Origin of the sequence: Xylanibacter ruminicola 23, from assembly GCF_000025925.1 — a bacterium.
GTDB classification, from domain to species: Bacteria; Bacteroidota; Bacteroidia; order Bacteroidales; family Bacteroidaceae; genus Prevotella; species Prevotella ruminicola.
This window is the reverse complement of record NC_014033.1, coordinates 1,747,842-1,770,077: the sequence shown is the minus strand read 5'-3', so window position 1 is coordinate 1,770,077 and position 22,236 is coordinate 1,747,842. Positions and strand designations below refer to the sequence as shown.

14 protein-coding genes are annotated in these 22,236 nt (G+C 52.6%); 11 read left to right on the top strand and 3 right to left on the bottom strand.

Going from position 1 to position 22,236, the window contains the following annotated elements; genetic code table 11:
* Positions 1 to 4 precede the first annotated feature (4 nt).
* On the bottom strand, positions 5 to 1,048 hold the full coding sequence (locus tag PRU_RS07625) for a hypothetical protein (protein WP_143040046.1): 1,044 nt from the start codon (positions 1,046 to 1,048) through the stop codon (positions 5 to 7).
* A 235-nt stretch (positions 1,049 to 1,283) separates the two neighbouring features.
* Between PRU_RS07625 and PRU_RS07620 the strand changes: the two genes are divergently transcribed.
* The 11 genes from PRU_RS07620 (at position 1,284) to PRU_RS07570 (ending at position 16,783) form a co-directional block, all read left to right on the top strand.
* Entirely contained in the window at positions 1,284 to 1,826 is a 543-nt protein-coding gene (locus PRU_RS07620; protein WP_041385922.1) for a porin family protein, read from the top strand.
* 186 nt (positions 1,827 to 2,012) lie between these two features.
* Positions 2,013 to 2,984 carry an aldo/keto reductase gene (locus PRU_RS07615; protein ID WP_013065569.1) on the top strand — a complete coding sequence of 324 codons (972 nt, stop codon included), beginning with the start codon at positions 2,013 to 2,015 and terminating at the stop codon, positions 2,982 to 2,984.
* Between the two features lies 1 nt (position 2,985).
* On the top strand, positions 2,986 to 4,602 hold the full coding sequence (locus PRU_RS07610) for a rhamnogalacturonan acetylesterase (protein ID WP_224083035.1): 1,617 nt from the start codon (positions 2,986 to 2,988) through the stop codon (positions 4,600 to 4,602).
* 14 nt (positions 4,603 to 4,616) lie between these two features.
* Positions 4,617 to 4,934, top strand: coding sequence for an L-rhamnose mutarotase (rhaM, locus tag PRU_RS07605; RefSeq protein ID WP_013064159.1), 318 nt, complete (start codon positions 4,617 to 4,619; stop codon positions 4,932 to 4,934).
* Position 4,935: 1 nt separating this feature from the next.
* A complete protein-coding gene (locus PRU_RS07600) occupies positions 4,936 to 7,641 on the top strand; it encodes a sugar-binding domain-containing protein (protein WP_013064577.1) in 2,706 nt (901 codons plus the stop codon).
* Positions 7,642 to 7,763: 122 nt separating this feature from the next.
* Positions 7,764 to 9,083, top strand: a complete 1,320-nt coding sequence (locus PRU_RS07595) for a glycoside hydrolase family 28 protein (protein WP_041385917.1) — start codon at positions 7,764 to 7,766, stop codon at positions 9,081 to 9,083.
* Entirely contained in the window at positions 9,076 to 10,560 is a 1,485-nt protein-coding gene (locus PRU_RS07590; protein WP_013065635.1) for a rhamnulokinase, read from the top strand. Before PRU_RS07595 ends, PRU_RS07590 begins: the two co-directional genes overlap by 8 nt.
* A gap of 6 nt (positions 10,561 to 10,566) precedes the next feature.
* On the top strand, positions 10,567 to 11,817 hold the full coding sequence (locus PRU_RS07585; protein WP_013063469.1) for an L-rhamnose isomerase: 1,251 nt from the start codon (positions 10,567 to 10,569) through the stop codon (positions 11,815 to 11,817).
* A 4-nt stretch (positions 11,818 to 11,821) separates the two neighbouring features.
* Positions 11,822 to 13,153 carry an MFS transporter gene (locus PRU_RS07580; protein ID WP_013064092.1) on the top strand — a complete coding sequence of 444 codons (1,332 nt, stop codon included), beginning with the start codon at positions 11,822 to 11,824 and terminating at the stop codon, positions 13,151 to 13,153.
* Positions 13,137 to 13,970, top strand: coding sequence for a rhamnulose-1-phosphate aldolase (gene rhaD, locus PRU_RS07575; protein ID WP_036908833.1), 834 nt, complete (start codon positions 13,137 to 13,139; stop codon positions 13,968 to 13,970). Before PRU_RS07580 ends, rhaD begins: the two co-directional genes overlap by 17 nt.
* Positions 13,970 to 16,783 (top strand): hypothetical protein, encoded by a 2,814-nt coding sequence (locus tag PRU_RS07570; protein ID WP_013064078.1) that lies wholly within the window; start codon positions 13,970 to 13,972, stop codon positions 16,781 to 16,783. Before rhaD ends, PRU_RS07570 begins: the two co-directional genes overlap by 1 nt.
* 100 nt (positions 16,784 to 16,883) lie before the next feature.
* On the opposite strand, the gene PRU_RS07565 is transcribed toward PRU_RS07570, so the two are convergent.
* Both PRU_RS07565 and PRU_RS07560 read right to left on the bottom strand, forming a co-directional pair.
* Positions 16,884 to 18,998, bottom strand: coding sequence for a RagB/SusD family nutrient uptake outer membrane protein (locus tag PRU_RS07565; protein WP_041386719.1), 2,115 nt, complete (start codon positions 18,996 to 18,998; stop codon positions 16,884 to 16,886).
* A gap of 21 nt (positions 18,999 to 19,019) precedes the next feature.
* Positions 19,020 to 22,040, bottom strand: coding sequence for a SusC/RagA family TonB-linked outer membrane protein (locus PRU_RS07560; protein WP_013063195.1), 3,021 nt, complete (start codon positions 22,038 to 22,040; stop codon positions 19,020 to 19,022).
* Positions 22,041 to 22,236: the final 196 nt, after the last annotated feature.

Genomic DNA, 22,236 nt, shown 5'->3' with positions numbered 1-22,236 from the left:
CTTTTCACTTACCATACCGTTCCCCCTCCTTTCTGATGGCTACTTGGCGCACACTGTCCACTACTGAATCTTTGAAACCGAAATCTTCGCCAAAATTGAACTCCGTGCCACCATCAGCCAGTCCAAACGTCTGGTGTTTGGGCATCGTGGCGTTTAACCATTTCTCTATATAGTCGTCCAGTACCCTGTCTATATGCTTGATGACGTTACCGTAGTTAAATGGACCATTCAGGGAGATATAATCATCAATGCATATATATTTACTTAAAGGAGGTAGGATGCGGTAGAAGGCATTCATGGCACCGCCGCAAACGGGCACCACACAAATATTAGCGTCTTCCTCGTTGTTAGCAACCTCTTGGTATATGCGCAGTGCAGTGGTGTCAGCCAGTTGGAATCCGCCACCGGGTTCGTCGCTCAGATACTTTATCTTGATTGGTTTTTTCCATTCCCATTTAGTTTCGCTATCGTTAAAACCATCCACAAAGCCCTCTCCAGCCTCTACCACCGATTGCGTGTAAGGATTGGCCAGTATCAAAAGCGACAGATCAATAGTGAACGCATATTTGCTGAAGCATCCTGCCATATACATCGCACCGTAATAGTCGATGTAGAGCGTGGAGCCCTTGCCCTCAAGCGGAGTAGTGGTCTCCATATACAGCAGGTCGGCATTAGGGTTGTTCTCCAAACGGCGGTTGTTCTTACGGATAAACTCATCGTAAACGGGACTGGGCGTGATGAACAGACGGCGCACACTGTCCTGCGCATTCTCCATCTGCTGGAACATCATCTCGAGATAGGCCAGGCCCTGCTCCGTACTCTCAGGCATCAACTGTAGGGTTCTGATGCCATGTTTGGTGGCCGAAGCTTCAATACCCCTGTAAATCTTGTCGCAATACGAGCGGTCGCCCAGACTGTTAGGGCCATAGATCACGGTGACGAGCGGAGCCGTGCTTGGCTTCTCCTCGTCAGGATTTATCTGGTATATCGTATCGCCGTCTTTCGTACAGCCTGTTAAAATGATAAAAATACCCAGTAATAGTGTCAAAAGATTGTTTCTCGTCATTGTTCCGTCGTTAGTAATAATGCTGCAAATATACAAAGTATTTTATGAAAATCCAAATTTTATGACATAAATATGAGAATTTTGGGTTGATTAATATTTATTAACACAAATATTGTTCTATTGTGTCGAAGAAATGTCTAAATTTGCAAACGAAACTTAAAAAGGTGATGAAACAATCCTATTAACAATATTATTTATTAACAAACAAGGAAAGATTATGAAAAAGCTTATGATGATTGCTGCTATGATGATTGCAGCTGTGACTGTTAACGCCCAGGTGGCTGGTAAGGCATACTTGAAGCCTATGGTAGGTGCTACACTAGCTACTGTGACTAACAACGACAACGACATGAAGTTTGGTCTGGTGGCCGGTGCCGAGGTGGGCTATATGTGCACCGACAACTTCGGACTGACAGCTGGTCTGCTCTACACCCAGCAGGGTGCTAAGGCCGACGGCACGAAAAACAATCTGGAGTATATCAACGTGCCTGTACTGGCCAACGTGTATGTGGCTCCTGGTTTGGCCCTGAAGGCTGGTGTACAGGTTGGTTTCATGACCAAGGCTAAGGCTGAAGGTCTTGACTTTAAGGAGCTCTGCAACAAGACTGATTTCTCAATTCCTCTGGGTGCTGCCTACGAGTTTGGTGATTTCGTTGTCGATGCCCGTTACAACCTCGGTCTTACTAATGTTGGTAAGGATGTAGGAAAAAACAAGAACAGCGTGATTATGCTGACTCTGGGCTATAAGATCCCATTCTAAAAAGAATCCATTTTTTTAAAAGAGAATAATGTAGAATAATTCGGCAGAGGCCTGCAGTGATTGCATGCCTCTGTTATTTTTTTATGCCAAAACATACAATTTTGTACAAAAATGAACGATATTCCTAATGGAGTTTCGCAATTATTCGCTATCTTTGCAGCAAAATTACTAAAACATTAACTATCTATGAAGGAAAATTACTTTGCGGATAAGAACCGCTACGATAATGGGATGGAGTTTGAGCGTTGCGGACGCTCGGGTGTGTTGCTGCCAAAGGTGAGCTTAGGATTCTGGCATAACTTTGGTAGTGTTGACCCCTATGAGCGCAGTCGCGAGATAACACATTATGCTTTCGACCATGGCATTACCCACTTCGACTTAGCTAACAACTACGGACCGGTGTATGGCTCGGCCGAGGAGACGATGGGCCGACTGATGGACGAGGACTTCCGACCCTATCGCGACGAGCTGTTTATTTCGAGCAAGGCAGGTTACGATATGTGGCCTGGACCTTATGGCAACTGGGGCAGCCGCAAATATCTGATGGCGAGCCTGGACCAGAGTCTGAAACGCATGAAGATAGATTACGTGGATTTGTTCTACAGTCACCGTTACGACCCGGAGACACCACTCGAGGAAACGTTGCAGGCATTGGTGGATATCGTCCGCCAGGGTAAGGCTTTGTATATTGGCATTTCGCGTTGGCCGCTCGAAGCAGCTCGATTTGCTGCCAAGTATCTGCGTGAGCGCGATGTACCGTTGTTGATTTATCAGGGTCGACTGAATATGTTGGATCGTGAACCAATGGAAGAGGGCATTCTGGATTTCTGTGCCGAAGAGGGCGTGGGCTTTATCTCATTCTCGCCACTGGCTCAGGGATTGTTAACCGATCGCTATCTGAATGGCGTGCCAGCTGATAGCAGAATGTCGAAGGGTAAGTTCCTGAAGGAGGAAATGCTGACACCCGAGTTGTTGGCCAAGCTGAAGAGATATAACGAGATAGCTACCAGTCGCGATGAGACATTGGCCGAGATGGCCCTGGCATGGGTGCTGCACCAGAAGGGTGTGACATCGGTATTGGTAGGTGCCAGCTCAACCGCACAGTTAGAGAAGAACCTGAAGTGTGTAAGTGCTGCTCCGTTTGATGATGTGTTGTAAGATGAAACGACTGTTTGCACTATGCATGATGGCTTGCGCGCTGGGCGCGCAGGCACAGGTGGCCGAGGCACCAAAGGATGTGAATGGGGTGGTGGACAACACGCCCGACAGTATAGCCAAGGCGATGACGGCACGCCCCGTGCCTGGTTCGAGTAGAAAAGGTAACAATCCCGTGCTGTTTCTGATAGGTAACTCAACCATGCGTACGGGTACCTTGGGTAATGGTAACAACGGTCAGTGGGGCTGGGGCTACTATGCACACGAATACTTTAATGCCGATAAGATAACCGTTGAGAATCAGGCACTTGGCGGTATGAGTAGTCGTACCTTCTACAACAAGTTGTGGCAGCCCATCAAGCAGGCTATCCGTCCGGGCGACTGGGTGATTATCAGTATCGGCCATAACGATAACGGACCCTACGACGAGGGCCGCGCGCGTGCCAGTATCCCCGGCGTGGGCGATGACTCGCTGCAGGTGGTGATCAAGGAGACCGGCGAGCACGAAACCGTTTATACCTATGGCGGCTACATGCGTAAGTATATTAATGATGTACGTGCGCAGGGCGGTAACCCCATCCTGATGTCGCTCACCCCGCGCAATGCCTACGACGAGAACGGCAAGATTATCCGCAAACCTCACACCCAGTGGCTGATGCAGGTGGCTGCCGAAGAGGGCGTGCCCTTTATCGACCTGAACGAGATATCGGGCCGAAAGCTGGATAGCTATGGTGCCTGGAAAACCGATTACCACTTCTTCCTGGATAAGATTCATACCAGTCGTTTTGGTGCGATGATGAATGCCCGTTCGGCTGCCGAGGGCCTGATGGCCAGCCGCAACCCTGCGCTGAACCCGCTGAAGGCGATGATGCAGAACGTGGAACTGAACACCTGGCAGGTGGACCGTACCGATGGTAAGCCCGTGGTGTTTATCACTGGCGACAGCACCGTGAAGAATGCCGATAAGGATAAGGACGGCATGTGGGGCTGGGGCGCCGTGGCCAATACGGTGTTTGATGAAAACAAAATCAGTATTGTGAATGCCGCCAAGGCAGGTCGTAGCTGTCGTACCTATCTGAACGAGGGCCGTTGGGAGCAGGTGTATAACAGCTTGCAACCCGGCGATTTCGTGCTCATCCAGTTTGGTCATAACGATACGGGCGCCATCGATGCACCCAAATATCGTGCAGCCATCGCCACAGGCCAGGACAGCTGTCATGTATATCGCCTTCAGAACGGTTCGTACGAGGTGGTTTACAGCTTTGGCTGGTATCTGAAAAAGTTTATTCAGGACGTACGCGAAAAAGGTGCTACACCTATTCTGGTATCACTCACCCCGCGCAACGAGTGGGAGAGCGGTAAGATAGAGCGTCGCAACGACTCGTATGGTGCCTGGTACCGTCAGGTGGTAAAGGAAACGGGCGTAGAGTTTGTGGATCTGCACAATCTGGCTGCCGACTTCTACGACCAGAAATGTGGCAGCAAGGCCAAAGCCGAGAAATACTTTAAGCAGGACCACACCCACACATCGCTGCTGGGTGCCAAAACCAGCGCCCAGTGTGTGGCCAAGGGTCTGCGCGCCAACCATAGTGCATTAGCAAAGTACCTAAAGAAGAAATAATAACGTAAAACCAAATGAAACGATTTGCATTTAAGATGCAGCTGAAACCCGGTTGCGAAAAGGAATACGAGCGTAGGCATGCTGCCATCTGGCCCGAATTAGTAAAAATGATTAAGGATGGCGGCGTGAGCAACTACAGCATTTATTGGGACAAGGAAACCAACATACTGTTTGGTTATCAGGAGTGCGAAGGCGAGGGCAACTCGCAGGATACCGACAACGTGGATCCCATCACCCAGAAATGGTGGGACATGATGGCCGACATTATGGACGTGAACCCCGACAACTCGCCTGTAACCAAGCCTCTGCAGGAGGTGTTCCATCTCGATTGATATGAAACTGAAGTTAATGGGCTGCTTGTTGATGCTGGTGCTTCCCGCACTGGCCCAGCAGCGTATCGACCTGAGTGGCGAGTGGCAGTTCAGTAGCGAACGCGAAACAGGAGTGGTGCGATTGCCCGGCTCGATGCTGACAAACGGCAAGGGCGACGAGGTAACCGTGAACACCAAGTGGACCAGCTCGCTCTACGACTCATCCTACTATTTTAACCCCTACATGGCGCGTTATCGCCAGGCAGGGCAGATGAAGTTTCCGTTCTTCCTAACCCCCGACAAGCATTACGTGGGTAATGCCTGGTACGAGCGCACGGTGATGGTGCCCAAACAATGGAAAGGGCAGCCGGTGATGCTGTACCTGGAGCGCCCGCATATCGAGACCACGGTAATGGTGAATGGTCAGCGGGTAGGGCATCAGCAGTCGCTGTCGGTGCCGCATGTTTACGATGTTACACCTTATATAAAATACGGCAAGCCCAACCAGCTTACCATCCAGGTGTACAATGGCATCGAGAACGTGTGCGTGGGTCAGGATTCGCATAGCGTAACCGACCAGACGCAAGGCAACTGGAACGGCATTGTGGGTAAGATAGAACTGCGCCAGGGCCCGCACATCTGGCGCAAACGGGTGGTGCCCGATATGCAGAACGGCATGGTGGACATCACCATCAACGAGACTACCTATCGCCTGCCGTTGGGTAGCGATACCGTGCGCTGGGACGAGTTCCATCCGCAGCTATACACCCGCACCGTAAACTATCAGGGCACCTCAGTGAACGTAACGTTCGGTCTGCGCGAGTTGAAGATTGACGGCGCCCGCATGCTGATTAACAACCACCCCATGTACCTGCGTGGTACGGTGGGCAACTGTTGTTTCCCCGAAACGGGGTATCCGCCAACCGACGAGGCCTCGTGGGAGCGTGTGCTGGGGAAGTGCAAGGCATGGGGCATCAACCACATCCGATTCCACTCGTATTGTCCACCCGAAGCCGCCTTTGCCGTGGCCGACCGACTGGGATTGTATCTGCAACCCGAGGGTCCGTCGTGGCCCAACCATGGCGTAAAACTGCGCAGTGGTATGGCCATCGATCAGTACCTGATGGACGAGGGCCGGAGGATGATTGATGCGTACGGTCATCACCCCTCGTTCTGCATGATGGCGGCTGGCAACGAGCCCGCTGGCAACTGGGTGCCTTACACCAACGAGTGGGTGCAGCAGATGAAAGCCTACGACCCAACCCGACTGTACTGCGGTGCATCGGTAGGTGGCGGCTGGGCTTGGGACGATGGTTCGGAGTATCACGTAAAAGCTGGTGCCCGCGGACTGGATTGGGACAAGCATGCACCCAGCAGCGATGATGATTATTATCAGCAGCTGCTATTCCCCCGCAATTACAAGTCAAGCGAACCTAATAACTCGCCCATCATTGCCCACGAGCAGGGACAGTGGTGCGCCTTCCCCGATTTCAAGGAGATACCGCAATACACCGGTGCCTACAAAGCCAGGAACTTTGAGATATTCCGCGATTTGCTGGCCGATAACGGCATGGCCAGTCAGGCTGAGAAATTCCTGCAGGCCAGTGGACGACTGCAGACGCTGTGTTATAAATACGAGATTGAGCGCAACCTGCGTACCAAGGATTATGCCGGTTTCCAGCTGTTGGGGCTGAACGACTATTCGGGTCAGGGAACCGCGCTGGTGGGTGTGCTCAATGTGCATTGGCTGGAGAAGGGCTACTGCAACCAGCAAGATTGGGCGCAGTTCTGTTCGCCCATAGTGCCCCTGGCCAAGTTCCCCAAGTTTGTATATACCAACAACGAGCGCCTTGAGGTGCCCATCGAGGTGTATAATGCCTCGGCTGCTGCGTTGCGTGGTGCCCAGGTAACATGGCGCGTAGCCGGCCACACTGGCATGCTGCCTGTAACCACCATCCCCCTTGGTAAGAACATCCAGTTAGGTAAGGTGCAGTTGGATTTGGCCGCTTATCAGCAGCCCACCAAACTTACGCTGCAGGTGGCCATTAACGGTAAGGCCAGCAATCAGTGGGATTTCTGGGTGTACCCCAACGATTTGAATTGTGACAAAATACAGTGTGACAGTTTGTTTTTCGCTGATACCCTCGATGCCAAGGCCCTGCAAGTGCTGGCTGATGGTGGCGATGTGCTGCTGACGGCCGCTGGCAAGATACATTACGGCAACGATGTAAAGCACACGTTCCTGCCTGTGTTCTGGAACACGTCGTGGTTTAAGATGCGCCCGCCGCACACCACCGGCGCCTATATCCAGAGCAACCATCCCGTGTTCGGCTATTTCCCAACCGACGATTGGCAGAACCTGAACTGGTGGGAGCTGACCAACCGTGCGCAGGTCGTCAATATGGCCGAGTTCCCCGCCGATTATCAGCCCATCGTGCAGCCCATCGATACCTGGCACGTAAGTCGTAAACTGGGTATGCTGTTAGAGGCGTGCGTACTGAACGGCCGCCTGCTGATGACCACGATGGACATTACCCGCAATCTGGACCGCCGACCCGTGGCCCGACAGTTGCGTTACAGCATACTGCGTTACATGGCATCGGACGATTTCAAGCCCGCCATCCGTGTGGCACCCGAGGTGATTCAGCACCTGTTTGAGCGCGAGGCACCCAGAGTGGATATGTTTACGAAAGAGAGTCCCGACGAGCTGAAACCTAAGTTAAATTAAGCGTATTGTACGCCAAAAATAACTAAATCCGTACGATAAGATAGCAATTAGTACAATTTGTATCGCTGCTAATTCGGAAATAATCCGTAATTTTGTAGGCGATTAAAACAAATAACTGAAAAATGAGAAGAATAGTGCTCTTGTTGCTTGCCGTGGCGCTGGTTGCTACGGGAGTTGCAAAACCCAAGAAGAAACCCGCCGTTGAGGTTTGGCCCGACCAGACCGTGATGGACGCGTGGTTTAAGGATACTACTAAAGTTGATGTGGCTAAGCTGGGTAAGCAGTATGTGATTACCGACTTTGGTGTGCGTCGCGATTCTACCGTGGTGCAGACCAAGGCCATCCAGGCTGTCATCGACCGTGCTGCCCAAGAGGGTGGTGGCGTGGTGGTTATCCCCGAGGGCACTTTCCTTACAGGCGCCTTGTTCTTTAAGCAGGGTACGCACCTGCATGTAATCGGACGATTGAAGGGCTCCGATCGCATCATCGATTTCCCCTATATCAAGACCCGTATCGAGGGCGAAACCTGCACCTACTTCTGTGCCCTGGTGAATGCCGACGGACTGGACGGTTTTACCATCAGTGGTAAGGGTACCATCGATGGTAACGGACTGAACTACTGGCAGGAGTTCTGGATTCGTCGCAAGTGGAACCCCCAGTGTACCAACAAGGATGCGCAGCGCCCACGACTCACCTATGTGTCGAACTCAACAAACGTCACCATTCAGGATGTGCATCTGGTTAACTCGCCCTTCTGGACTAACCATGTGTACAAGAGCAACCACGTGCGCTATCTGGATTGCTACATCTATGCCCCCACCGAGAATATCTGGGAGCCCGACCCCACACGTGGCGCGCCATCGAGCGATGCCATCGATATCGACGCCTGCACCGATGTGCTCATCAACGGCTGCTATATGCACGTGAACGATGATGCCGTGGTGCTGAAAGGCGGTAAGGGAACCTGGGCCGACAAGGACGAGACCAACGGCGATTGCGAGCGCATACTGATTCAGAACTGTCACTACGGAAAGGTACACGGCTGCCTGACGCTGGGTTCGGAGTCGCTGCACGACCGCAACGTGATTCTGCGCAACTGCTACACCGAGCGTGCCGACCGTGTGCTGTGGTTGAAAATGCGTCCCGACACGCCGCAGCACTACGAGTATGTGCTGGTTGAGAACATCACCGGTCACTGCAAGCGCTTTTTGTTTATCCACCCCTGGACACAGTTCTTTAAGCCCGAGCAGCGCGACGACATGCCGCTGTCGAGATGCAACAACATCGTGATGCGTAACATCCAGGTGGAAACCCCGACGCCTTACGACGTGAAGACATCGGATAAGTACGAGCTGGTAGATTTTACCATCGACGGCAAGCCGCTGGCCTTTGCCAAGAACCCCGTTTCGAAAGAACAACTACAACATATGATATATGAATAATCAAAAATACTTTTTTTCGGTAGACCTTGGTGCTACCAGCGGTCGAACCATCATCGGCCGTATCAACGATAACAAATTCGAACTGGAAGAGGTGACCCGCTTTCCCAATAACCTGATTGTGCAGGGCGGTCATTACTACTGGGATATCTACGCCCTGTATTTCGAGATTATCAAGGGCCTGAAAGAGGTGGCACGCCGCGGACTGGATATCGTGAGCATCGGTATCGATACCTGGGGTGTGGACTTTGTGATGATAGGCGAGGACAACGCCATCCTGCGTAATCCGCGTGCCTACCGCGATCCCATCACCTTCGAGGCGATGGACGATTATCTGCAGAACGTCGTTACAAAGAAAGAGGTGTATGATGTAACAGGCATACAGTTTATGTTCTTTAACTCGCTGTTCCAGCTCTACGCCATGCGCAAGGAGAATAACAGCGCGCTGAAGCACGCCAAGCAGATACTGTTTGTGCCCGATGCACTGAGTTGGATGCTGACGGGCGAGGCCGTGTGCGAATATACCATCGCATCTACCTCGCAGTTGCTCGACCCACGTACCAAGCAGCTCGACGAGCGCCTTCTGGCATCGGTAGGATTAGACCGCGGTAAGTTTGGCAAGATGGTGATGCCTGGCACCCGGATTGGTGTGCTGACCGACGAGGTGCAGCAGCTGACCGGACTGGGCGCTGTGCCCGTGATAGCTGTGGCTGGTCATGACACCGGTTCGGCTGTGGCAGCCGTGCCTGCCAAGAACGAGCAGTTTGCCTATCTGAGTAGCGGTACCTGGAGCCTGATGGGTATCGAGACCAAGGATGCCATCATCAACGACCTCTCGTACGATCGCAACTTTACCAACGAGGGTGGCGTAGAGGGTACCACCCGTTTCCTGAAGAATATCTGTGGTATGTGGCTGTACGAGCGCTGCCGACTGGAGTGGCCCGACGAGGTGCGCAAGTTGTCGCATCCCGAGCTGCAGGGTTCGGCCATGCAGGTTGAGCCATTCCGCTCAATTATCAACCCCGACGACCAGCTGTTTGCATCGCCCAAATCCATGATTGGTGCCATCCAGCAGTACTGTCGCGACACCCATCAGCCTGTGCCCGAAACACCGGCCGAAATCTGTCGTTGTATCTTCGACTCGCTGGCTCTGCGCTACAAACAGGTGTTCCAGTGGCTGCAGGAGTTTGCTCCATTCGAATTAAAGACACTGCACGTGATTGGTGGTGGCAGTTTGAACAAGTATCTGAACCAGTTTACCGCCAACGCCACCGGTGCAACCGTACTGGCCGGTCCACAAGAGGGTACCGCCATCGGCAACATCATGCTGCAGGCCCAGGCTGCCGGACTGGTAAATGATATCTGGGAGATGCGCCGCATCATTGCCAACAGTCTTGATCTGGTGAAGTACGAACCCACCGACCAGACTGCTTGGGATGAGGCTTATGAGACATATCTGAACATAACTAATAATAAATAGAAAACAATGAAAACAGAACTAATTGAAAAAGCGTATGCCGTAGCCAAAGAGCGCTACGCTGCCGTAGGCGTTGATACCGACGCCGTGTTGAACCAACTGCAGGCACAGCAGATTTCGCTGCACTGCTGGCAGACTGATGATGTAGTGGGCTTTGAGCGTAACGAGGCCCTGAGTGGTGGTATCCAAACCACTGGTAACTACCCCGGACGTGCCCGTAATATCGACGAGGTGCGCCAGGATATCGAATTTGTAAAGACCCTGCTGGCTGGTAACCACCGCCTGAACCTGCACGAGATATATGGCGACTTTGGTGGAAAGTTCGTAGATCGCGACCAGTGTGACGTGGAGCACTTCCAGAGCTGGATCGACTGGGCCAAGGAGCAGAACATGAAACTCGACTTCAACTCGTCGAGCTTCTCGCACCCCAAGAGCGGCAGTCTCACTCTTTCTAACCCCGATAAGGCCATCCGCGACTTCTGGATTGAGCACACCAAGCGTTGCCGTCGTATCGCCGATGCCATGGGTAAGGCGCAGAACGATCCCTGTATCATGAACATCTGGGTACACGATGGAAGCAAGGACATGCCCGTACAGCGCAAGAAGTACCGCGAAATCTTGGCTGCCTCGCTCGATGAGATTATGGAGGAGAAGCTGGATGGCGTAAAGAACTGCTTCGAGGCCAAACTGTTTGGTATCGGACTGGAGAGCTACACCGTGGGCAGTCATGATTTCTACACCGCCTACTGTGCTACCCGCAAGCAGATGTACACCATCGATACCGGTCACTACGAGCAGACCGAGAACGTATCCGACTTTGTATCAACCCTGCTGATGTATGTGCCCGAGCTGATGCTGCACGTAAGTCGCCCAGTACGTTGGGACTCTGACCACGTAACCATCATGAACGACCAGACACTCGACCTGTTCAAGGAGCTGGTACGTAGCGATGCGCTCGATCGTGCCCACGTGGGTCTCGACTACTTCGATGCCTCAATCAATCGTATCGGTGCTTATATCATCGGTGCCCGTGCCACGCAGAAGTGCATCCTGCAGGCCCTGTTGGAGCCAAAGGAGCTGCTGCGTAAGTACGAGGACAACGGACAGAACTTTGAGCGTCTGGCCCTGATGGAAGAGGCTAAGAGTCTGCCTTTCGGTGCTGTGTTCGACTACTTCAACCTGAAGAACAACGTGCCTGTAGGCGAGGAGTTTATCGCTGCCATCCAGCAGTACGAGCAGGATGTGACTTCAAAACGCTAAGACGATGGCTAAGTCGAGTTCGCTGAAGAGCACGCTGGCCGTGTCTCTCAATAACTACCTGGATGCAGGCGCCATCGTTGCTGGTGCCAGTGGCGTAACGCTGTGGCAGAACTACTTGGGTTTGAGCGAGATGCACTTAGGTTGGCTGAACGCACTCAGTGCCAATGCGCTGGGTGCCGCCATCGGTGCTATCATCGGTGGTTTCCTGGCCGATAAGTTCGGTCGTAAGTTCATCTTTACCTACAACCTGCTGGTGTATATGACGGGTGTGCTCATCATCATGCTGTCGATGAACTTCCCCATGCTGCTGGCTGGATTCCTGGTAACAGGTATCTCGGTAGGTATCGGTGTGCCCGCCTCGTGGACCTATATCTCTGAGAGTTCGGAGGTGAACAACCGCGGTCGTAACATCTGTATCTCGCAGATGTCGTGGGGCGTAGGTCCGATGTGCATCCTGCTGTTCGGTATGCTGTTTGCGCCGGGCGGTTATCTGTACGGTCCGGTCGAGGCTATCGCCCACGATATCATCGGTGCCGATGCGGCTCAGGCTGCTGTCGAGGTATTCTCTTCGCGTGTAGTGTTCGCTACCCTGTTTGTGGTGGCTTTCATTGCCTGGAACCTGCAGCGCCAGCTGGAGGAGAGCGCCGAGTTTACCGCCAACAAGGAGAAGGACCAGAGCAGTATAGTAGATAACATCAAGCTGCTTTTTACCAATAAGATTGCTGTGAAGACAGTGGCTTTCCTGGCAGCCATCTACCTTACCTGGAACCTGGTGGCCAGTGTGATGGGATTCTTTATGCCACACATTTACGAGACCGCTGGCGGACTGAGCAACGAGGCAGCCAACATGCTGAGTTGCATTAGTTGGGTGTTTGTAGTGGTAACCACGTTTATCATCTCGTTTATGGTTGATAAGGTGGCACACCGCTTCTTCTATGTGTTCGGTTTGGCAGCAGCGCTCACCGCGTGGATTCTTATCATCGGTGGTGGCGTGTCAACCATCGCAGGTATCTGGGTGTTCACCATCCTGTGGGGTGTTAACAACGGTAGCTCGGTACAGGTGTTCTACGCCTTGTGGGGCTCGGAGCTGTTCCCTGCCAAGTTCCGTGCCGGTGCGCAGGGACTGATGTTCTTCATCGTTCGTGGCCTGTCGGCTGTATGGGGACTGGTGTTCACCTTTATCTATGGCAACAATGGCGAGGGCTTTACACTGGCTGCCTACTGCATGGTGGCCCTGCTGCTGGCATCGCTCGTGGTTGGTCTTATCGGTATGCCTAACACCCGTGGTAAATCATTGGAACAAATAACAAAAGAAAGATATGGAGAAACAGTTTAATAGCATTTTGGACGGCCGCGAAGGTTTGAAAGCGGTTGTTGACCAGATAGCCGAGGTAACAGGTTATCTTTGGCAGAAAGGTTGGGCTGAGCGTAACGGTGGTAACATTACCGTGAACGTAACCGAGTATATGGACGATGCCTGCAAGCAGATGCCTGCCATCGCCCCTGTGAAGCAGATTGGTATGACACTGCCTCAGCTTAAGGGAAAGTATTTTTATTGCAAGGGTACAGGCAAGCGTATGCGCGATCTGGCTAAGCAGCCTATGCAGAACGGTAGTATCATCCGCATCTGCGACGACTGCGCCAGCTACGAGATTATTGCCGACGAGCCCGTGGCACCCACATCGGAGCTGCCCACACACCTGGCGCTGCACAACTATCTGTTGGAGACAGGTTCTACCTACAAGGCTACCCTGCATACGCACCCCATCGAGCTGGTGGCTATGAGTCATATCCAGCGTTTCCTGAAGGGCGATGAGATGACACGCGTGCTGTGGTCGATGATTCCCGAGACACTGGCATTCGCACCACTCGGCATCGGTATCGTACCTTACGCTATGCCATCGTCGGTAGCACTGGCCGAGGCTACACTCGAGCAGATTAAGACCCACGACGTGGTGCTGTGGGAGAAGCATGGCACCGTGGCTGTTGGTACCGATATCATGGATGCCTTCGACCAGACCGACGTGCTCTGTAAGGCAGCCAACATCTATATGTGTGCCAAGTCGATGGGTTCGGAGCCCGATGGCATGACCGACGCACAGATGAAGGAAGTGCAGGACGCATTCAATCTGCCCAAGAAGCGCCCCTGCTAATGAATAAGCTACAGATAGCTATAGTCGGACTAGTGGGCATGGTCCCGCTATCCGCTATGTGCCAAACCCATGGCACACCCGCTCCTCGCACCTTGCAATACCAGCCAGGTGCGGGGGGCGCTTTTGTTTGTGCAGATGGTAACAACCGTTACACGCGTGCTCTCTACGGCAGTCATACCGACTGGCGCCTGGAAACCAGCGACCGCCCCATCTTTGCCGTGGTAAAGAAAGGCTATCATCGTAACATCCGACTGGTGGCTCAGGTGGATGGCATCGACTATCCGCTAGAGCAGGTGAGTCCTTGTACGGCCAGCTACGTGGATGGCCAGCGCACGTATCAGCTTACGGGCTGGGGTGGGGTGCAGCTAACCATCCGTGTCATCGCCTTGCCCGATAGCGAGGCGGCCATCTGGCAGTTCTCGTCGCCCGCATTGGCTGGCAAGGCTCGTATCAAGGCTTTGGTGTGCGAGATTGCTCAGCCTAAGCTCAGTCGCAATGGCGATATCGGTGCCGATAAACCAGGCGTGCTGGAACCCAAAGGCGAGGTGCTACAAACCGCCGAAGTGGCGCTGGATGGCAACACGGCTTACATGCTGGTGGATGTGAACGTGATGAAACCGCTGGCGGCTGCCGATGGTGCCAAGCAGTTTGCCGCTGCCCAGCAGTATTACGAGCAGTTGGCTGCGCGCATACAGTTTACTACGCCCGATGCCTACATCAATACCTTAGGTGGTGCCCTGGTGCTGGCTGCCGATGGCGATTGGGACGGACAAACGTGGCTGCACGGTTGTATCGGTTGGCGTATGCCGCTGGCTGGTTGGCGTGCCGGTTACTTGGGCGATGTGTTGGGTTGGCAGGATAGGGCAGTGAGTCATTTTGATGCCTACGCCAAGAGTCAGGTAACCCATGTGCCTGCCACCATCCCGCATCCCTCGCAGGATTCAACGTTAAACATGGCGCGTGCCGAGAAGCGTTGGGGCACGCAAATGTACAGCGATGGTTACATCTGTCGAAATCCAGAGCGTAATGATCAGATGCACCATTACGATATGAACCTGAACTACATCGACGAGCTGCTGTGGCACTTCCAATACGATGCCGATACCGCTTATATGCGTAAGATGTGGCCTGTACTCAAGTCGCATCTGGCATGGGAGAAACGCAACTACGATGCCGATGGCGACCATCTGTACGATGCCTACTGCTGCATCTGGGCCAGCGATGCACTCTACTACAGTGGTGGTGCCGTTACTCATAGTTCGGCCTACAACTATCGCGGCAACAAGTTGGCTGCCCGTATCGCCGAAATCATTGGCGAGGATGCGCAGCCCTATCGTGATGAGGCCGAAGCTATCCTGCAGGCCATGAACCAGCGTTTGTGGCTGTCGAAAGCAGGCGTGTGGGCCGAGTATCAGGATGGCATGGGCTTGAAACGCACCCACGATAATCCTGCCGTGTGGAGCATCTATACCCCGATTGACTGTGGTGCTTGCACCACCGAACAGGCTTACCAGGCTACCAACTGGGTAACCCGTAACATTCCGCACATCCCCGTGGAGCAGTCGGGTTTACAAACCATCTCAACCAGCAACTGGATGCCCTACAGCTGGAGCATTAACAACGTGGCTGCTGCCGAGGTGATGCACACGGCGTTGGCTTACTTTGAGGCCGGGCGTGCCGACGAGGGCTACCAGCTGATGAAAGCCAACATCATGGATCAGATGTACTACGGACAAAGTCCGGCCAACTTCGGACAGATTAGTCATTACGATGCGGCCCGTGGTGAGTGTTATCGCGACTTTGGTGATTGCATCGGCATCAGCAGTCGAACGCTGTTGCAGGGCTTGTTTGGCATCATCCCCCAGGCGCTCGATGGCAAGTGCATCATCCGTCCGGGGTTCCCCGCAGAGTGGGATAGTGCCAGCGTAAAAACGCCCTACCTGTCGTACAAGTACACGCGAAAGAATGGCAAGGTGCGTGTTGAAATCACCCAGAACTTCCGTCAGCCTCTGCAAATCATCTTCCGTCAGAATCTGTCCGGCGGTCAGTATCGAGACATCAAGGGCACCACAGCCCAGCATCAGGTGATAGAGTTCGACTTGGATTATCAGCCCGTGAAACTGGCTAAGTATTTTAACGCCAGCGTGAGCGATATCTTCAAGAACCAATATCTCAGTCCGCGTCCACAAACCACCACGTTGCAGATACCCGTGCAGGGCATTGGTGAGTGGTGCCATCCTAAGAAGACTGCTGAGATTAACGACTCGGTGTTCCGTACCAAAATCGTGAACGGTGTGTTTAACATGGTTGGCATCCCCTTCAGTACCCCGCAAAAGGGTGAGAACATCATCTACACCAGTTTGTGGGATAACTACCCCGATGCCGTTACCATCCCCTTGAAGGGCAAGGCCCAGAAGGCTTATCTGCTGATGGCTGGTTCTACTAACCACATGCAGAGCAGGATTGACAACGGTTTGGTGATTGTGACCTATACCGACGGTACGACCGACACACTTGCCCTGCGTAATCCTGATAACTGGTGCCCCATCGAGCAGGACTACTATGTGGACGGCATGGCGTTCAACGCGCCGCAGCCCCGTCCGTATCGTGTATGCTTCAGCACGGGCGATGTGAGCCGTAACTTAGGTAGCATCATCCAGCTTGGTGGTGAGTACGGTAGAGAAATCCCCGGTGGTGCTGGTCAGATGTTAGAGATGCAGCTCGACCAGCAGAAACGCTTGCAGTCGCTCACCATCCGAACGCTATCCAACGATGTGATCATCGGATTGATGGCCGTAACCCTGCAGCCCTGAAAAGTAGCTTTTTGATCAGTAAAAAGTAACTTATTGATAAACGAAAAGTAGCTTCCCGATAGTCGGAAAGCTACTTTTTATTTGTATGGTTATAATAGGATTAATAACCAGGGTTCTGCCACATGGTTTCCTGTGTTGCGCTGTACTGCAGTACACCACCTGCATCCTGTGTCACAGCTGCGTCGCCACGGTTGGTAACCGACTCCAGCTCAGAGAGTGGGATAGGACGGTAGTAGTGCTTCAGGGCAATGTTGCCACTTGCCTGAGCATTGTACTTCTTCACGTGGTCGATCAGGGTGTGGGTACGCTTCAGGTCGAACCAGCGCTGGTACTCACCGCAGAGCTCGATAGCGCGCTCCTTCAGGATAGTCTCGATGGTTACAGTACCGCTGATGCTGTTGTCCTTGCCAGCGATGGCGCGGGCTGCACGCAGCTGGTTGATGGTCTTCAGGGCATCGCCGCCTGTTGCCAGCTCAGCCTCGGCCTTAATCAGGTACATCTCGGCTAAGCGCAGTACCATGATGTCGCGGTGTGAGATATCGAAGGTAGGATAATCCTCTTCGTACTGATCGTCGAGGAACTTCTTGATGCCAGGGAACGAACGGCGACCTTCAATCTTCTCGCTCTTGTAGCGGGCGTCGCCATATACATCGCTCTTAGCCTTTCCACCCTCGGTAGGCAGGGCTGTAGCAGGATCGCCAGAGGTGTAAACAGGAATGTCGCCACCGAATGCGAACTGCAAGCGATACTTGTCCTTGGCCTCGGCCTGCAGAGCCTGACCCTCGGCTGAGTTACCATCCATCAGGGCGTACTGGATACCAATCACACCACCGTTGAAGTAGTTACCATCCTCGGCGTAAGCCTCGTCGTAGGTCTTGTAAGTCTGATCGGCCATCTTAGGATAGTTGGCAGCATTGCCAGCCAGGTCGGGATGTACGCGATATTCGGTGAGCAGGGTGCCATTGTAACGCTGGTCGGTACCCTTGATCTCATCCAGAATCTGCCAGAGATAGAGTGAAGGCAGGTAGCGGGTGAAGCCACGGCCGTAAGGAGAGTAGTACTTACCAACCTCAACATCCTTACCTGTGCTCTTGCTCTTGATGGTGGTCTTACCGGCTGCCATACGGAAGAAGATAGAGTTGTTCTTCTGTCCGTTAGGACCGATATCGTCGCAACCGTTGTTCCAGAGTGATACGAACATCAGCAGTGAGGCACTACCACCGTTACGACCATAACCGGTACGGGTGATGAGTGAGTTGAAATTGCCAGTACCCTCGCTTGAGAAACGGTAAGGTACGCAGTTGTCGCGACCGGCGTTCAGATCGTTAGAGTAGTGAACGGCAAAGAGGTTCTCGGTATTGGTGGTTGCCTCTTCATTGTTCATATTCCAAGTGTCGCTGAAACGGCTGTAGAACTTCGCGCCAGAGTTGTTGATCACATCATTGGCAGCATTCAGAGCCTCGGTATAGAGATTGCCATAACCGCTAACGGCATTGGCACCCAACCAAGATGCAGCGTAGAGGGCTACGCGGGCATAGAGGGCCTCGGCTGAATAGTAGTAGGCACGACCATCGGCAGTGGCCGACTTGCCATCCATGATGTTTGCCTTCTTATAGTTGTCCATGGCCTGCTTCAGGTCGTTCAGGATGTTACCATAAACCTCAGCCTCGGGCACACGAACAGGGTTGTTGTTAATCGCGTTGATGGGCTCGGCATTGTAAGGGATTGGTCCCCACATAGCTACCATCTGAGAGTAGTACAGAGCGCGCAGGAAGTAAGCATCGCCCAGGTAGGCGGCCTTCTTGTTATCGTCGATAACGCTGCACTCGGGCACATACTTCAGGGCGTTGTTACATACATCCACGCCAGCGTAGAACATCTCCCAGTACTCGTCCAAGCAAGGGTTGTCGGCTACGTTGCTACCAAGAGCCTCGGCAGAGATATCGTATTTCAGCATCGACTTCTGCTTGTTGTCGTAGCCAAAGTAGAACAGGTCTGAGCCCATTTCTGCAAGACCCAGTGATGGCTCCTTACCCCACCAACCGTGTGTGTAGGTATAAGCCGACTGGATGAGTCCGTCGATACCCGATACGGTGTTGTAGGCCAGGTCGGCAGTCTCACCGGTCTTGTTGTCCTCGTCCAGGAAGTCGGAGCAGGAGGTTGCGCCGAAGCTGATGGCAGCGGCAGCAAATAACATACTATATATCTTTTTCATATCGATAATCAATTATTTGATTTAGAAAGTTACGTTAAGACCTACTACAACCTGCTTCATCAGTGGGAAGTTGACTGAACCGCCACGCTCTGGGTCGTAGTTGTCGAAGTGACTGAATGTGAAGTAGTTCTTGAGTGAACCGTAAATGCGAACATTGCTCATGTAAACCTTCTTGATGAGGTTCTTGGGAAGGTTGTACGACAGGGTGATGTCCTTAATCTTGAAGTAGTCGGCCTTCTGAATCTGAATGGCGCTCTTGTAGAATGTAGGAGTAGCACCTGTGGCACCTGGAGATGGGATGTCGGCACCCTGGTTCTCTGGTGTCCAGTAGCTCAGGTCGCCCCAGTTGGCGTTGTCGTACAGATAGAGTCCGTAACCGCTGTAGTTCAGGTAGCCACCCAAGCGGGCCATGGTCTGAACGCTCAGTGAGAAGTCCTTGTAAGTGAAGGTGGTGTTCAAACCAAGAATAGCCTTGGGCGAGCGGTTGTAGATAATCTTATCGCTATCGTCGATCTTGTCGTCGCCGTTTACGTCAATCACCTTTGGTGTACCAGGATCACCGTAGTCGGCCTGTGGCTTCTCGAAGTTGGGGTGAGCAGCCAGATACTTGTCGAACTCGCCAATGCCCCAGCAGCCGTCCATGTCGTAGCTGTAGAAAGCTGAAACAGGCTCGCCAATCTTCAGGATGCTGGTGCCTGATACTACCTGCTCGATACCGTCGGCCAACTCAGAAACCTCGTCGCGGGCAAAGGTAGCCGATGCGCTCAGATCCCAAGTAAAGTCGTTGGTCTTAACGGGTACTGCACCGAGTGAAATCTCGAGACCGTGGCCCTTGGTCTTACCAACATTAGAGATAGTGCTGGTGAATACCGATGAGGCAGGAGCGGTCTTGTAGTACAGCAGGTCGTAGGTCTTGCTGTTATAGTAGTCGATACCTCCATAGATGCGACCATTGAGGAACGAGAAGTCGAGACCAAAGTCGAGGGCGGCGGTCTTCTCCCATGTCAGGTTAGGATTAGCCATGGTCATAGGAGCCTTGTCGGTAGAGTTTGGCACGATGCTCTGGATGGTGGCCAGTGTCTGGTAGGCAGAGATGGCTGAGTTGCCAGAGAGACCCCAAGATACGCGGAACTTCAGGTTGTCGAGCCATGACTTGGTGCCCTGCATGAACTTCTCCTCGGAGATACGCCAACCGGCACTTACTGATGGGAAGTAACCCCACTTGTGACCTTCGGCGAGTACTGAAGAACCATCGGCACGAACCGATGCCTGCAACAGGTACTTGCCATCGTATGAGTAGTTGGCACGGGCAAAGAATGAAAGCATAGAGCTCTTGGTGTAGCCTGTGCTTACAAGAGGTGACTGAATCTTGCTGACATCGTAGAAGCCGCTCTTCTTGTAGCTCTCAGAACCGGCAACACCAGAGATGCTGCTGCTCTCAGATACGTACTGCGACATCTCATGACCCAGCAGGAAGGTCATATCGTGCTTAGCAATGGTCTTGTTGTAGTTAGCAGTGTTCTGCCATACATACTTGGTACCAGTGCTGCGGTCGTTGGCAATATAAGTAGTGGTAGGCGACTGATAGCGTGCCTGGCTGTGGTAGTCCTGATAGGTACCTGTGCGCGAGGTGCTGCGGTCGAGTGTGAACTGCGACTTCACGATCAGACCCTTGATAGGATTGAGCTGCAGATAACCACTGCCGAAGAAACGGCTGCTCTCGATATTGCGCTGGTAAGCGCCATCCTCGTCGAGCAGAGGTGAGCAGTGAGCTGCATACCATGGGTTAGGAGTAGCGTTGATAGAACCGTCATTCAGATAGGCGTGAGTGATGGTGGTCATCTTCTGAGCCTGGTTATAAACACCGCCGTTACGCTTGTCGTTGCTCTTGTAAGTGTAAGAGAGGCTGGCGCCAATCTTCACGATGCGGTTGATATTGTGATCCAGGTTGATGCGGCCGGTGTAACGGTTGAACTCATCACCCTTCATCAAACCTTTATCATCCATAGCGGCCATCGACACATTGAAGTTGGTCTTCTCGTTACCACCCTGAACAGATACTTCATAGTTCTGAGATACGCTGTTGTCAAGAATCATATCGAGCCAGTCGGTATATGACTTGTCATTGTAGATAGACAGGGTCTCTGTACCATCATCCAGTTTGAAGGTCAGCACGTCGGCAGCAGTAGCTGTGTTGCTGAAGGCCCAGCCATTGGCAGCGGCTGTCTCGTAGTTCTTCTTGTCAATCAGGCGCTGTACTTCCTTGTCGCCATACATTGGCTTAACAATACCTGTGGCACCGTTGAATGAGAGGTAGCCGTTGAAGCTAACCTTGGTCTTACCGGCCGAACCACGCTTGGTGGTAATCAGGATAACACCGTTAGCACCCTTGGTACCATAGATAGCGGTAGAGGCAGCATCCTTCAGGATATCCATCGACTCGATATCGGTAGCTGGGATGTCGAGGGTAGAACCATACTCTACACCATCCACGATAACCAGTGGTCCGTTACCAGCCAACAGTGAACGGTTACCGCGCAGGGTCATGCTCACACCGGCACCGGCCTCACCACCGCCACTCTGCTGGAGGTCAACTCCAGGCACCTTGGCCTGCATGGCCGAAAGGGCGTTGGCACCTGCCACCTTAGCCAGATCCTCGGTTTTAACCGAAGCAACCGAACCGGTCAGGTCCTTCTTCTTCATCGTACCATAACCTACTACTACCACCTCGTCGAGGGCAGCAGCATCTTCCTGCATGGTAACGTTAAAACTGTTCTTACCGGCTACAGAAATCTTCTGCTCCTTGAAACCGATGTAAGAAATCTTCAGGACGGCCTTTTCAGATACGTTCTGAATGGTGAAATTACCGTCGAAGTCGGTTACACCACCGATAGTGGTACCATCGACAACTACGCTTACACCAATCATAGGTTCACCTGATGCATCCTTCACTGTACCTGTGATAGTCTTCTGGGCATAGGCCACGAAGCAGAACACAGACAAAAGCAAAGCCATAGAGGCTCTTTTGATTTGATGATTCATACGAACGTTAGTTTTAGTTGTACTTAATATTATTTTTATAGAGTTAAATATTTAGCGTTTTAAGCTCCTTGCAGAACTTTACGGGTGCAAAAGTATTATTAATTGTGAAACAATGTATACTTTTCTATAAGAAATCCCCTGCAAACGTTTACGTTATGCAGGGGTGTTATCGCACACAGCAAAATGGCGCTGTTAA